The organism is Microbacterium sp. NPDC056057, assembly GCF_042266945.1.
Taxonomy (GTDB): Bacteria; Actinomycetota; Actinomycetes; order Actinomycetales; family Microbacteriaceae; genus Microbacterium; species Microbacterium trichothecenolyticum_C.
In genome coordinates this window covers 541,993-555,751 of record NZ_JBHJWS010000003.1, presented here as the reverse complement: position 1 = coordinate 555,751, position 13,759 = coordinate 541,993, and the positions used below count along the sequence as shown (strand labels likewise).

14 protein-coding genes are annotated in these 13,759 nt (G+C 69.5%); 2 read left to right on the top strand and 12 right to left on the bottom strand.

Features of this window, described 5'->3' with window-relative positions:
• Positions 1-11: 11 nt before the first annotated feature.
• The 10 genes from secF to pdxS form a co-directional block, all read right to left on the bottom strand.
• Complete coding sequence (gene secF / locus ACFC1K_RS14510; RefSeq protein WP_310290823.1) at positions 12-1,004, bottom strand: protein translocase subunit SecF; 993 nt, start codon at positions 1,002-1,004, stop codon at positions 12-14.
• Positions 1,004-2,728: a protein translocase subunit SecD gene (gene secD / locus ACFC1K_RS14505; RefSeq protein WP_310290825.1), complete on the bottom strand. Its 1,725-nt coding sequence runs from the start codon at positions 2,726-2,728 to the stop codon at positions 1,004-1,006. Before secD ends, secF begins: the two co-directional genes overlap by 1 nt.
• Positions 2,729-2,771: 43 nt before the next feature.
• Positions 2,772-3,233 carry a preprotein translocase subunit YajC gene (gene yajC, locus ACFC1K_RS14500; RefSeq protein ID WP_310290827.1) on the bottom strand — a complete coding sequence of 154 codons (462 nt, stop codon included), beginning with the start codon at positions 3,231-3,233 and terminating at the stop codon, positions 2,772-2,774.
• 83 nt (positions 3,234-3,316) lie between these two features.
• Positions 3,317-4,342: a Holliday junction branch migration DNA helicase RuvB gene (gene ruvB / locus ACFC1K_RS14495; protein WP_310290829.1), complete on the bottom strand. Its 1,026-nt coding sequence runs from the start codon at positions 4,340-4,342 to the stop codon at positions 3,317-3,319.
• The gene (gene ruvA / locus ACFC1K_RS14490; protein ID WP_375872142.1) at positions 4,335-4,961 is read right to left on the bottom strand and encodes a Holliday junction branch migration protein RuvA; all 627 of its coding nucleotides are present in this window, start codon (positions 4,959-4,961) and stop codon (positions 4,335-4,337) included. Before ruvA ends, ruvB begins: the two co-directional genes overlap by 8 nt.
• Positions 4,962-5,023: 62 nt before the next feature.
• On the bottom strand, positions 5,024-5,596 hold the full coding sequence (gene ruvC, locus ACFC1K_RS14485) for a crossover junction endodeoxyribonuclease RuvC (RefSeq protein WP_375872141.1): 573 nt from the start codon (positions 5,594-5,596) through the stop codon (positions 5,024-5,026).
• Between the two features lie 70 nt (positions 5,597-5,666).
• Positions 5,667-6,428: a YebC/PmpR family DNA-binding transcriptional regulator gene (locus tag ACFC1K_RS14480; RefSeq protein ID WP_045302545.1), complete on the bottom strand. Its 762-nt coding sequence runs from the start codon at positions 6,426-6,428 to the stop codon at positions 5,667-5,669.
• Between the two features lie 74 nt (positions 6,429-6,502).
• Positions 6,503-7,024 carry a hypothetical protein gene (locus ACFC1K_RS14475; protein ID WP_375872140.1) on the bottom strand — a complete coding sequence of 174 codons (522 nt, stop codon included), beginning with the start codon at positions 7,022-7,024 and terminating at the stop codon, positions 6,503-6,505.
• A 37-nt stretch (positions 7,025-7,061) separates the two neighbouring features.
• Entirely contained in the window at positions 7,062-7,661 is a 600-nt protein-coding gene (pdxT, locus tag ACFC1K_RS14470; RefSeq protein WP_375872410.1) for a pyridoxal 5'-phosphate synthase glutaminase subunit PdxT, read from the bottom strand.
• The gene (gene pdxS / locus ACFC1K_RS14465; RefSeq protein WP_310290836.1) at positions 7,655-8,545 is read right to left on the bottom strand and encodes a pyridoxal 5'-phosphate synthase lyase subunit PdxS; all 891 of its coding nucleotides are present in this window, start codon (positions 8,543-8,545) and stop codon (positions 7,655-7,657) included. The genes pdxT and pdxS overlap by 7 nt, the downstream gene beginning before the upstream one ends.
• A 130-nt stretch (positions 8,546-8,675) precedes the next feature.
• Between pdxS and ACFC1K_RS14460 the strand changes: the two genes are divergently transcribed.
• Both ACFC1K_RS14460 and pdxY read left to right on the top strand, forming a co-directional pair.
• On the top strand, positions 8,676-10,019 hold the full coding sequence (locus ACFC1K_RS14460; protein WP_375872139.1) for an aminotransferase class I/II-fold pyridoxal phosphate-dependent enzyme: 1,344 nt from the start codon (positions 8,676-8,678) through the stop codon (positions 10,017-10,019).
• Between the two features lie 7 nt (positions 10,020-10,026).
• Positions 10,027-10,878: a pyridoxal kinase PdxY gene (pdxY, locus tag ACFC1K_RS14455; RefSeq protein ID WP_310290840.1), complete on the top strand. Its 852-nt coding sequence runs from the start codon at positions 10,027-10,029 to the stop codon at positions 10,876-10,878.
• A gap of 15 nt (positions 10,879-10,893) precedes the next feature.
• Here pdxY and ACFC1K_RS14450 read toward each other — a convergent pair whose 3' ends face one another.
• Together ACFC1K_RS14450 and thrS are read right to left on the bottom strand one after the other, a co-directional pair.
• Complete coding sequence (locus ACFC1K_RS14450) at positions 10,894-11,478, bottom strand: HIT domain-containing protein (RefSeq protein ID WP_310290842.1); 585 nt, start codon at positions 11,476-11,478, stop codon at positions 10,894-10,896.
• Positions 11,475-13,469 (bottom strand): threonine--tRNA ligase, encoded by a 1,995-nt coding sequence (thrS, locus tag ACFC1K_RS14445; RefSeq protein WP_375872138.1) that lies wholly within the window; start codon positions 13,467-13,469, stop codon positions 11,475-11,477. The genes ACFC1K_RS14450 and thrS overlap by 4 nt, the downstream gene beginning before the upstream one ends.
• Positions 13,470-13,759 lie beyond the last annotated feature (290 nt).

Genomic DNA, 13,759 nt, shown 5'->3' with positions numbered 1-13,759 from the left:
GTGGCGGACCCTCAGGCCGGGACCCCTGCCAGCTCGCGGGCTGCCACCACGCGTGCGTCGCGCGTCTTGATGGCCGGCTCGTTCTCGCGGAAGAGCGAGTACAGCGGCGCCGCGACGAAGATCGTCGAGTAGGCGGCCACGATCGTTCCCACGAAGATCGACAGCGACAGGTCGGTGAGCGTCTGCGCGCCGGCCCAGATGACGCCGATGAACAGGATCGCGCCGGTCGGGAGGATCGCCACGACGGTCGTGTTGATCGAGCGCACGAGGGTCTGGTTCACGGCGAGGTTGACCGACTCGCCGAACGTGCGCCCGGACACCTCGCCGTCCTCGCTCGTGTTCTCCCTGATCTTGTCGAAGACGACCGTGGTGTCGTACAGCGCGTACGAGAGGATCGTCAGGAAGCCGATCACGGCGGCGGGCGAGATCTCGAAGCCGAACAGCGCGTAGACGCCGATCGTGATGATGAGCACGTCCACGAGGCCGATGATCGCCGAGAGCGACATCTTCCATGTCCGGAAGTACAGCGCCAGGATGATCGCTGTCAGCGCCAGGAAGATCGCGAGACCCCATAGCGACTGGCGCGTCACGTCGGCTCCCCAGCTGGGGCCGATGAAGGCGTAGCTGACTTCGCTCTCGGGCACGTTGTACGTCTCGGCGAGGGCCGCGGAGATCTCGCGGCTCTGCGCATCCGTCACCTGGTCGGTCTGCACGCGCACCGCGTCGTCGCCGATCGTGACGACCTTGGTGGTCGCGTCCGGGACGACCGAGTGGACGGCGTCGGTGGCGAGCGACTGGTCGATCGGCGCGGCGACGCCGCTGACCGTGAACTGCGACCCGCCCGTGAACTCGATCGAGAACTGGATGGGGCGCAGCAGCGGCACGAGGGCCGAGCCGAGGACGAGGATCGCTGCGATGAGGAACCACAGGCGGCGGCGGCCGACGAAGGGGAACGACGTCTTGCCGGTGTAGAGGTCGTTGCCGAACTGGCTCATGGAGCGCATCAGTCGTCTCCCTCCTTGACGTTCGTGCCGGGTTTCGCGCTGTCGGCTGCGGCCAGCTCGGCCTGCTTCCGCTCGGCGATGGTCTGGCGACGTGCGGCTTCACCGCGGGACTTGGCGTTGCGGCGGCCGGCGACGCCGGTGGCCAGCACCGGCTCGCGGAACTGCGCACGACCGCGATAGACGGCGCCGAGCGCGGTCGGGTCGAGTCCGGACAGCGGATGCCCCGACCCGAAGAACCGTGTGCGGGCCAGCAGCTGCAGCACCGGGTGCGTGAACAGGATGAAGATGAGGACGTCGATCGCGGTCGTGAGACCGAGCGTGAAGGCGAAGCCCTTCACCGTGGAGTCCGCGAGGATGTACAGCACCACGGCGGCCAGGATGTTGATCGACTTCGAGATGTAGATCGTGCGCTTGGCGCGGCCCCAGCCGTCCTCGACGGCACCCGTGATCGACTTTCCGTCGCGCAGCTCGTCTCGGATGCGTTCGAAGTAGACGATGAACGAGTCGGCCGTGAAGCCGATCGTCACGATCAGACCCGCGACACCGGCGAGCGAGAGGCGGAAGCCCATGCGCCACGCGAGGATGCACAGCGTGACATACGTCAGCACCGCCATCACCGCGAGCGAGGCGATGATGATGAAGCCCAGCGCGCGATAGACGATGAGCGAATAGATCGCCACGAGCAGAAGACCGATCAGACCTGCGATGAGGCCGATCTGCAGCTGCTGCGAGCCGAGCGTCGCGGAGATCGAGTTCGAGCTCTCGACCGTGAAGCTGAGCGGCAGTGCGCCGTACTTCAGCTGGTCGGCGAGAACCTTCGCGGTCTCCTGCGTGAAGCTGCCCGTGATGCTCGGCTTGCCGTCGAGGATCACGCCGTTCATCGACGGGGCCGACAGGACGTAGCCGTCGAGCACGAAGGCGAACTGGTTCAGCGGGGCCTGAGCGCCGTAGAGGCGCTGGCTGATCTCGCCGAAGGTCTGGGTGCCCTCGGCGTCGAACGAGAGGTTGACCGCCCACAGGCCGTTGTTCTGCTGCAGGCCGAAGGTCGCGTCGTCGATCGACGAACCGTCGAGCTCGACCGGGCCGAGGATGTACTTGACCGTGCCGTCGGCGTCACACGTGATGAGCGGCTCGTCGGCCGGCGCATTCGCGGGATCGTTCGCGGGATCGGCGCAGTCGTATGCCTGGAACTCCGCCTGGAGGGCAGGCGTGATCCAGGCCAGGTCGCTGCCGTTCGTCGGCGACGTGGTCGGCGTCGCCTGCAGCGACGGGTCGGGCGTCGGGTATGGCGTCGCCTGCCCGTCGTCACCGACGAAGGTGTTCGCCGGCGCCCCCGCGTACAGCACGGCGCGCAGCTGCAGCTGCGCCGATGCCTCGATGCGGTTGCGGGTCTCCTCGTCGGCCTGACCGGGGATCTGCACCACGATCTGGTTGCCGCCCTGGGTGGTGACATCGGCCTCGCCGACGCCCGAGGCGTCGACGCGCTGGCGGATGATCGTGACCGCCTGCTGCATCTGCTCCTCGGACGGAGCGGCGCCGTCCTCGGTCTGCGCCTCGAGGACGATCTGTGTGCCGCCCTGGAGGTCGAGCGCGAGCGCGGGGGTCCACGAGCTCTGTCCGAACACGTACACGCCGAGCGCGTTGATGCCGAACAGGAGCGCCGTGATCGCGAGGAGTCCGGTCAGCGCGCGCCATGCATGCCGGACGGGGGTTGATGTCGCCACGTCTTTGCTTTCTTGAGAGCCCGAACGGGCGAACGGAGGGGCGTCAGCCCTGCGACTTGGTGCCGGTGTCGGCGTCGGGGTCGGTCTTCTCCTTGCCCGCGGCCGAGCTCTGGTCGTCGCTGATCGAGGTGATGTCGCCGTTGGCGACGCCCTCGGCGTACTCGGCGTGGCTCTCCTCGGCGGCGAGGTACTCGTCCTCGGTGACCGCGTGCTCGCCGGGGTTCACGACGCGGAGGATCGCCTGGCTGTGCACCTTGATCTCGACGCCGGGCGCGAGCTCGACGATCGCGGGCTGGTCGAGGTTCTCGGCGTCGTACGACACGATCGTGCCGTAGAGGCCGCCCTGCAGCAGCACCTCGGAGCCGGGCACCGTCTGGCGGGCCTTCTGCTCCTGCTCCGCCTTCTGCTTCTGCATACGACGGCGGGAGCTCCAGAACATGAAGACGAGGAGCACGACCAGCAGGATGATGAGGCCGTAGTTGCTCAGGAAGGAAGCGAAGTCCATGGAGCTGGAAGCACCTTTCGGGTCAGGCAGGCGCCAGGGCGGCGCTGCCTTGCAGGGAGGGGTTGGGTGTGAACCTCCAGCGATTATAGGACATCGAATCCGAGCACCGAGTCGGCCATGGGCACCCCCAGGTGGGCGTAGGCCTCGGGCATCGCGATGCGTCCGCGCGGGGTGCGCCCCATGAAGCCGATCCGCACGAGGTACGGCTCGACCACCGACTCGATGGTGTCGGGCTCCTCACCGACCGCGACAGCGAGCGTGCTGAGGCCGACGGGTCCGCCTCGGAATCGCCTGACGAGCATGTCGAGAACCGCGCGGTCGAGCCGGTCGAGCCCGATCCGGTCGACGTCGTAGAGGTCGAGTGCGGCGTCGACGGCCGCGATGTCGGCGCCGGTGCGGCCGTGGACGACGAGGTAGTCGCGCACGCGCCGCAGCAGGCGGTTGGCGATGCGCGGCGTGCCGCGCGAGCGTCGTGCGATCTCTGCGCGGGCGGCGGGAGGCAGCGAGACCCCGAGCATGACCGCGGAGCGCTCGATGACCCGCTCGAGTTCTTCGGGCTCGTAGTACTCGAGGTGGGCCGTGAACCCGAAGCGGTCGCGCAGCGGGTTGGGCAGCAGACCCGACCTCGTCGTCGCGCCGACGAGGGTGAACGGCGACAGGTCGAGCGGGATGCTCGTCGCGCCGGCGCCCTTGCCGACCATGATGTCGATACGGAAGTCCTCCATCGCGAGGTACAGCATCTCTTCGGCAGAGCGCGCCATGCGGTGCACCTCGTCGATGAAGAGGACCTCGCCGGGCGTGAGGCTCGACAGCAGCGCGGCGAGATCGCCCGCGTGCTGGATCGCCGGCCCGCTGGACAGCCGCAGCGGGCGCCCGCTCTCGTACGCGACGATCATCGCGAGCGTGGTCTTGCCGAGGCCGGGTGGCCCGGACAGCAGGATGTGATCGGCGGGCCGCTGCTGGATGCGGGCCGCATCGAGCAGCAGCTGCATCTGACCGCGCACCTTCTGCTGGCCGACGAACTCGGCCAGCGACGTCGGGCGCAGCGCGCCCTCGATCGCGAGCTCGGACTCGTCGACGGGCTCTTCGGCTTCGCGCACGTCAGCCATTCACCGTCTCCTTCCGGGCGGGGCCGAGAGCCGCGAGCGTGCGCCGCAGCAGTGCCGGCACCGACGATCGGTCGGACTCCGGTGCGTCGGCGGCGACGTTCTCGACGGCTTCGACGGCCACGCGCTCGGACCAGCCGAGGCTGACCAGGGCCTGCACGACCTGTGCCGGGATCGCGGCGGAGCCCGCGGCATCCGTCCCTCCGGAACCGGCGTGGCGCGTCACCGCGATCTTGCCAGCCAGCTGCACCACGATGAGCTTCGCCGTCTTCGGGCCGATTCCCGAGACGCGGCGGAACGGGGCGTCGTCGTCGGCGGAGACCGCGTCGGCGATCTGCGGGACCGTGAGCGTCGCGAGCACCCCCAGTGCGGACTTCGGGCCCACCCCGGTGACACCGAGCAGCTGACCGAACACGACGAGCTCCTCGCGGGTCTCGAAGCCGAACAGCGACAGCGCGTCTTCGCGGACGATGAGCGACGTGTGGAGGGTGACGGTGTCGCCCAGATGCGTGGTGCGCGCGACCTGGGGGGTCACGGCGACGTGGAGGCCGACTCCTCCGACCTCGACGACGACCGCATCCGCATCGACGTGCACGGCGGTGCCGCGGACTGAGGAGATCATGCGTCGAGCCTACGGGGCGGTTCGGACGTTTGTTCGAGCGACACGCACGGCGACGTGCGGGATCACCGTCGGGTGAGTCGCTCCGCGTCCGCCCAGGCGCGCTGCGCGGGTGTGAGCGGTCCGGATGCCGCCGCCTGCGCGGGAGCGCCGCGCCAGGCGTGGCAGAGAGCGAGTGCGAGGGCGTCCGCGGCGTCGGCGGGCTTCGGCAGCTCCTCCAGCCTCAGGACGCGGGCCACCATGGTCTGGACCTGGCGCTTGTCGGCGTTGCCGTACCCCGTGATCGCGGCCTTCACCTCGGACGGGGTGTGCGTGGCCGCGGCGAGGCCCCGCTCTCCCGCGACGAGCAGCGCGATGCCGCTGGCCTGCGCGGTCCCCATCACCGTCGCACGGTTGTGCTGGGCGAAGACCCGCTCCACGGCGACGACATCGGGCTCGTGCGCGTCCACGACGGCGCGCAGGCCTCGCGCGATGACCGCGAGCCGCTCCTCGATCGGAGCTCCGGGATCGGACCGCACGACCCCCACGTGGACCAGCACGGCGGATCGGTCGGGAGCGACGTCGACGACGCCGACACCGCAGCGCGTCAGGCCCGGATCGATTCCGAGCACGCGCAGTCGACCACGGGAGGATGCCACTCCCCCACGCTAGGCGAGGAAGACGGATGCTGCGGCCAGGCGCGCCTGGCCGCAGCATCCGCTCATCTCATCAGTCCTCGTCGTTCTCGAGCTCGGCCTGCACCTCGGCGGTGAGGTCGAAGTTGCTGTAGACGTTCTGGACGTCGTCGCTGTCTTCGAGGGCGTCGATGAGGCGGAAGACCTTGCGCGCGGTGTCGGCGTCGACCTCGACCTTGAGGTTCGGAACGAACTCGACGTCGGCCGACTCGTACTCGATGCCGGCGTCCTGCAGGGCGGAGCGGACGGTCACGAGGTCGGTCGCCTCGGTGATGACCTCGAAGCCCTGCGCGTGCGGCTCGACCTCTTCAGCGCCGGCCTCGAGCACGGCGAGCATGACGTCGTCCTCGCTGGTGCCCTCGCCGCCCACGACGATGACGCCCTTGCGGGTGAAGTTGTACGCGACGCTGCCCGGGTCGGCCAGCGTGCCGCCGTTGCGGGTGAGTGCGGTGCGCACCTCGGCCGCGGCGCGGTTCTTGTTGTCGGTCAGACACTCGATCATGAGGGCGACACCGTTGGGGCCGTACCCCTCGTACATGATCGACGAGTACTCGACGGACTCGCCGCCGATGCCGGCGCCGCGCTTGATCGCGCGATCGATGTTGTCCTTCGGGACCGACGTCTTCTTCGCCTTGAGCACGGCGTCGAACAGGGTCGGGTTGCCCTGCAGGTCGGGTCCGCCGAGCTTGGCGGCGACCTCGATGTTCTTGATGAGCTTCGCCCACGACTTGGCACGGCGGCTGTCGATGACCGCCTTCTTGTGCTTGGTCGTGGCCCACTTGGAATGCCCGGACATGGTCCTCCTGAATTCACGCTCGTCGGGTTTCGGGCGCGTGAACGCCTCGCCCGACGGACTAGTTTATCCCCGCTCTACAGCGCGAACTCGAAGCCGAACCGCGACGACAGCAGTGCGACGAGGTCGCGCGGGACCTTCGTGAGGTACGCGGGGGCGGGGGCGAGCGTCTCGGCCGAACCGATGAAGGGGAAGTAGACGGGGCCCTCGGTGAGCCCCTCCACACGGTCGCGCACCGTGACGATCTCGCTGCCGACGCGGCGAAGGCTCGGGAGCGTGATCGGCGAAGCGAGACGCAGGGTGTCGCTGATGGGCATGCGCCAGTGGGGCAGGTCGTCGCCGCGGCGATCGCGGGTCTCCTCCCCCAGGGGGCCGAGCACGCGGCCCCATGCGGCGATGCCGGGCACCGGCAGGGTGCGGTCCCAGACGAACAGGGTGTCGCCGGGCTCGGTGAAGCCGACGAGCTCGTGCGACCACTCGAACCGGCGTTCGTCCTGTGCTTTGGGTGCCGAAAGGGCGTCGCCGACGATGCCGCGCGACGGGGCGATCATCCAGTAGCGCTCCTCTGGGTGCTCGCGCCACCAGTCGTTGATCGTCATGATTCCGAATCTACCCCGACGTGCCGTTTCTGCCCGGTCACCGGTCCCGCTCGCGGACCATGTCGAGGAACAGCGCGTGGAAGCGGTGCTCCCCCGTCACCTCGGGGTGGAACGAGGTTCCGAGGAGCGTACCCTGGCGCACCGCGACGACGCGGCCGTCATCGAGGGTGGCGAGACGCTCCACACCCTCGCCCGCCTGCTCGACGAGGGGTGCGCGGATGAACACCGCGTGGACCGCCGGCTCGCCCAGCGCCGGGATGTCCAGGTCCACCTCGAAGGAGTCGACCTGGCTGCCGAAGGCGTTGCGGCGCACGGTGACGTCGAGGCCGCCGAACGTCTGCTGGCCCTCGATGCCGTCGGTGATGCGGTCTGCGAGCAGGATGAGGCCCGCGCACGTCCCGTACACCGGCATGCCCGCGGCGATCGCCTCGCGCACGGGCTCGCGCATGCCGAAGGCGCGGGAGAGCTTGTCGATGACGCTGGACTCGCCGCCCGGGAGCACGAGCCCGTCCACCTCGGCGAGCTCCTCGGGGCGGCGGACCTTCGTCACCTCGGCGCCGAGGTCCGTGAGCACGCGCACGTGCTCACGGACATCGCCTTGGAGTGCGAGGACGCCGACGCGGGGCGTCGTCACCAGCCGCGCTCGGCGAGCCGGTGCGGCGCGGGAAGGTCGGTGACGTTGATGCCGACCATGGCCTCGCCGAGCCCGCGCGACACGTCCGCGATCACCTTGGGGTCGTCGTAGAACGTGGTGGCCTTCACGATGGCCGCGGCACGCTGCGCGGGGTTCCCCGACTTGAAGATGCCCGAGCCGACGAACACGCCGTCGGCGCCCATCTGCATCATCATCGCGGCATCGGCGGGAGTGGCGACGCCACCCGCGACGAAGAGCACGACCGGGAGCTTGCCCGTCTCGGCGATCTCGGCGACGAGGTCGTACGGCGCCTGCAGCTCCTTCGCCGCGACGTACAGCTCGTCCTTGGTCATCGAGCGCAGCACGTTGATCTCGCTCGTGATCTTGCGGATGTGCTTGGTGGCCTCCGACACGTCGCCGGTGCCCGCCTCGCCCTTCGAGCGGATCATGGCGGCGCCCTCGTTGATGCGGCGGAGCGCCTCACCGAGGTTGGTGGCGCCGCAGACGAACGGCACGGTGAAGTTCCACTTGTCGATGTGGTTGACGTAGTCGGCGGGCGAGAGCACCTCGGACTCGTCGATGTAGTCGACGCCGAGCTCCTGCAGCACCTGGGCCTCGACGAAGTGGCCGATGCGCGCTTTCGCCATGACCGGGATCGAGACGGCCTCGATGATGCCGTCGATCATGTCGGGGTCGCTCATGCGCGAGACGCCGCCCTGCGCGCGGATGTCGGCGGGCACGCGCTCGAGGGCCATGACGGCGACGGCGCCGGCGTCCTCGGCGATCTTCGCCTGGTCGGCGGTGACGACGTCCATGATGACGCCGCCCTTGAGCATCTCGGCGAGGCCGCGCTTGACGCGGTCGGTTCCCGTGTCGGCAGTGGTCACGAGGTTTCCCTTCGATCGGAGCGCGGGACGCGCAACGGGGTGAGGACAATGCGGGTATTGGCCTAGGCCAAAAGATAGCATGGGCTGGGCCGTACACTCGGCGGGGCGGGACGTCGTCGGAAGGGCGGGCATGGATCTCGACATCAGCGGGCGATCCGCCTCCGAGATCGCCGACAGCCTGCGGGCGCGCATCGAGCGTGGCGATCTGCATCCGGGCGACATCCTGCCGCCCGTGCGCTCCCTCGCCGACGAGCTCGGGGTGAACCGCAACACCGTGGTCGCCGCGTATCGCCAGCTCACCCAGGCGGGTGTGATCGTCACGCGAGGCCGCGGCGGCACGCGCGTCGCCGACCTCTCCCCCGTCGCCCAGGAGGGCTTCGCCGCGGGGAGCGTGCTGCGCGACGTCGGCACCGGCAATCCCGACCCCGAGCTGATCCCCGACCTCTCCGGCGCGCTCGCGGCGATGGCGGGACGGCCCGTCCTCTACGGCGAACCGGTCATCGATCCCGGTCTGGAGCGCTGGGCTCTCGACTGGATGCGCGACGGTCTCGCACCCGCCGCCGACCTGCGCCTCACGATCACGAGCGGCGCCGCGGATGCCGTCGAGCGGCTGCTCGCACAGGCGCTCACGCGGGACGACGCCGTCGCACTCGAGGATCCGTGCTTCCTCACCAGCATCCACACCGTGCGGATCGGCGGCTACCGCCCTGTCGCCGTGCCCGTCGACGACGAGGGGATGACGGTCGCGGGGCTGCGTGCGGCGCTCGAGCAGGGTGTGCGTGCGGTGGTCCACACGCCGCGCGCACAGAATCCGACGGGCGCCAGTCTGTCCGCGCGCCGCGCCGAAGAGCTGCGCACCGTGCTCCGCGACCACCCGTACGTGCTCGTCATCGAGGACGACCACTTCTCTCTCCTCTCGCGGCAGCCGTTCCACTCGCTCATCTCTGCCGGTCACCGCCGGTGGGCACTCGTGCGATCGGTGTCGAAGTTCCTCGGACCCGACATGTGCCTGGCGGTGACGGCATCCGATCCCGAGACCGCGGAACGGCTCGCGATGCGTCTCACTCCCGGCACGACGTGGGTGAGCCACCTGCTGCAGCGGCTCACGCTCGCATTGGTGACGGATGCCGCGACCATGTCCGCGATCGAGCGCGCGGGTGCGCACTACGCCGCGCGCAACGCCGCCTTCGTCGACCGGCTCACGGCCGAGGGCGTGCCGGCGGACGCGGGTGACGGGCTGAACCTGTGGATCCCTCTGCCCGTGCCCGCGCGGGCGGTGTCGGAACAGCTCATGCGGCGTGGCTGGCTGGCGCGTGCCGGCGACGACTTCGTCCTCGGTGAGAGCGGGCCGTCCCGCCGTCTCCGGCTCACCGTGCACGACCTCGACGACGCCGACGCCGAGCGGCTCGCCTCCGATGTGGCCGCGGCCGTACGCGCGGCCGGTGGACGGCTCGTCACGCGCGAAGTGGCATGATCGAGCGGTGAAGATCCTCTCGATCCAGTCCGCGGTCGCCTACGGCCACGTCGGCAACTCCGCCGCCGTCTTCCCGCTGCAGCGCATCGGCGTCGAGGTCATGCCGGTGTACACGGTCAACTTCTCGAACCACACCGGGTACGGTGCGTGGCGGGGGCCGATGATCAGCCCCGACGACGTGCGCGATGTCGTCCTCGGCATCGAGGACCGGGGCGTCTTCCCGCAGATCGACGTGGTGCTGTCGGGCTACCAGGGCGGCGAGGGCATCGCCGACGTCATCCTGGACACCGTCGCGCGGGTCAAGCAGGCCAATCCCGCGGCGATCTACGCGTGCGACCCGGTGATGGGCAACGCGAAGTCGGGCTGCTTCGTGGCCCCCGCGATCCCGGTGCTGCTGCGCGACCGCGTCGTGCCCGCCGCTGACATCATCACCCCCAACCAGTTCGAACTCGGCTTCCTCACCGAGACGGACCCGTCCGACCTCGATTCCACGCTCGCCTCGGCCGATGCCGCGCGCGCGATGGGGCCGAGCACGGTGCTGGTCACGAGCGTCGAGCGTCCGGACCGCCCCGAGGGCACCATCGAGATGCTCGCCGTGACCGACGACGGCGCGTGGATCGTTCAGACACCGCACATCCCGATGAAGGCCAACGGCTCGGGAGACGTCACGGCGGCTCTGTTCACCGCGCACTACCGCCGCACCGGCGATGCGGCCGACGCGCTCGCGCGCACGACGTCGAGCGTCTACGACCTGCTCGAGCGCACCCACGCTTCGGGTGAGCGCGAGCTGCAGCTCGTGGAATCCCAGGACGCCTACGCGAACCCGCGCCTCCAGTTCGAGGTCACGCAGGTCCGCTAGGACGGCGCCGTCGACTCACGCGTTCCAGGCGTCGGACACGGCGCGGCGCACGTCGCCGAGCAGCTGGGGCAGCGCCTTCGTCTTCGCGATGATCGGGAAGAAGTTCGCGTCCGAGCCCCACCGCGGCACGATGTGCTGATGGAGGTGCTCGTCGACGCCTGCACCCGCGACGTGGCCCTGGTTCATGCCGATGTTGAAGCCGTCGCAGCGCGAGACCTGACGGAGCACCCGCATACCCTGCTGCGTCAGCAGGCCGATCTCGGCGACCTCTTCCTCGGTCGCCTCGTCGTACGTCGCGATGTGACGGTAAGGGCACACGAGGAGGTGTCCGGAGTTGTACGGGAAGAGGTTCAGCAGCGCGTACGCGGTCCGCCCGCGGAACACGATGAGACCGTCCTCGTCGGACTTGCGCGGTGCCGCGCAGAACGGGCACTCCTTGCGCAGCACCTCGGGTCCGGCCTGGATGTAGGCCATCCGGTGCGGCGTCCAGAGGCGCTGGAACTCATCAGGGACCCCGGGAAGCGTCGCGACGTCGACGAGCGCCGGGTCTGCGGCATCCGTGTCCGGAACACCCGACCCGGCCCCGCCGACGTCACTCACGCGAAGTCCTCCGCCGTGTTCACCAGCGCGTGGGAGGCGATCGCGTCGCGGACCCGCCGGACGGCGTCGGCGATCGGCACGCCGTTCTCCTGCGAGCCGTCGCGGAAGCGGAACGACACGGTGCCCCCGGCCTGGTCCTGCGCCCCGGCGATGAGCTGGAGCGGCACCTTCTGCGTGGTGTGCGTGCGGATCTTCTTCTGCATGCGGTCGTCGGAGTGGTCGAGCTCGGCGCGGACGCCCTCCGCCTTCAGCTGGTCGATGACCTCGCCGAGGTAGTCGGCGAAGTCCTCGGCGACGGGGATGCCCACGACCTGGACCGGCGACAGCCACACCGGGAACGCGCCGGCGTAGTGCTCGAGCAGGATCGCGAAGAACCGCTCGATCGAGCCGAAGAGCGCACGGTGGATCATGATCGGCCGCTTCTTCTGGCCGTCGCGGTCCGTGTACTCGAGCTCGAAGCGCTCGGGCAGGTTCGGGTCGACCTGCACGGTCGACAGCTGCCACGTGCGTCCGATGGCGTCGCGGGTCTTCAGGTCGATCTTGGGCCCGTAGAAGGCGGCCTCGCCGGGCACCTCGGTGAGCTTCAGACCGCTCGCCACCGCGACGTTGCGCAGCGCGTTGGTGGAGTAGTCCCAGAACTCGTCCGAGCCGATCCACTTGTCCTTCTCGTCGTCGCGCATCGACAGCTCGAGCTCGAAGTCGTCCAGGCCGAAGTCGCGCAGCATCGAGATGACGAACTCGAGGACGCGGGTCGCCTCCTCCTCCAGCTGCTCGGGGGTGACGAACAGGTGCGAGTCGTCCTGCGTGAAGCCGCGCACGCGGGTGAGGCCGTGCAGGGCGCCCGACAGCTCGTTGCGGTACACGGTGCCGTTCTCGGCGAGGCGCATCGGCAGGTCGCGGTAGCTGCGCGCACGCTCCTTGTAGATCAGGATGTGCATCGGGCAGTTCATCGGCTTCAGGTAGTAGTCCTGGCCGTGCTTGGTGATCTCGCCGTGCTCGTCGCGCTCCTCGTCCATCACGATGGGCGGGAACATGCCCTCCTTGTACGTGACGAGGTGGTTCGAGGTGAGGAACAGGTCCTCCTTCGAGATGTGCGGGGTGTACACGTAGGTGTAGCCGCCCGCGATGTGGCGACGGCGCGCGTGCTGCTCCATCTCGCCGCGCACGACGCCGCCGCGCGGGTGCCACACCGACAGGCCGGAGCCGATCTCGTCGGGGAACGAGAACAGGTCGAGGTCCTTGCCGAGCTTGCGGTGGTCGCGCTTGGCCGCCTCCTCGAGGCGGCTCTGGTAGGCGCGCAGCTCGTCCTTGGTCGGCCACGCGGTGCCGTAGATGCGCTGGAGCTGGGGGTTCTTCTCACTCCCGCGCCAGTACGCGCCGGCGATGCGCTGCAGCGCCCAGCCGTTGCCGATCATGCGGGTGTTCGGCAGGTGCGGCCCGCGGCACAGGTCCTTCCAGACCGTCTGGCCGTCGCGGTCGACGTTGTCGTAGATCGTGAGCTCGCCAGCGCCGACCTCGACGGACGCGCCCTCGGTCTTCTCGGCTCCGCCGCCCTTCAGGCCGATCAGCTCGAGCTTGAACGGCTCGTCCACGAGCTCGACGCGCGCCTCCTCGTCGCTGACGACGCGACGGACGAAGCGCTGACCCTCGCGGATGATGCGCGCCATCTCCTTGTCGATGGCCTTCAGGTCTTCGGGGGTGAAGGGGTGCTCCACGCCGAAGTCGTAGTAGAAGCCGTCGGTGATGGGCGGGCCGATGCCCAGGTTGGCCTGCGGGTTGATGCGCTGGACGGCCTGGGCGAGGACGTGCGCCGTGGAGTGGCGCAGGATCGCGAGGCCGTCGGGGCTGTCGATGGTGACGGGCTCGACGGCATCCGTCTCCTCCACCACCGTCGCGAGGTCTTTCAGCTCGCCGTTCACGCGAAGTGCGACCACGGAGCGGTCGGGGAACAGGGCGAAGCCGTCGGCGGGATAGGGCACAGCGTCAGTCACGGAAACTCTCCTGGGAATGGCTCGGATTCAAGGCTACTCAGCTTCGGGCGCACGACGCGCCCTGCCCGCTCAGGCGCCGAGCGTTCGCGTGTCGGTCGTGCATGCCGTTGCGGCGGTCGACCAGACGAGTTCCACGCGAAGAGTCTAGCCAGTGGTTCTCACGGGCCGGGTATCAGGGGTGCCCGACGCCGCTCCTGAACTTCGTGACGAGAGCGCGTGCCGGGCAATATGCTGACTCCGTCGTCGCCCGTGGGCCGGTCCCGCCTCGCCGCGACGATCTCCGTACGGCT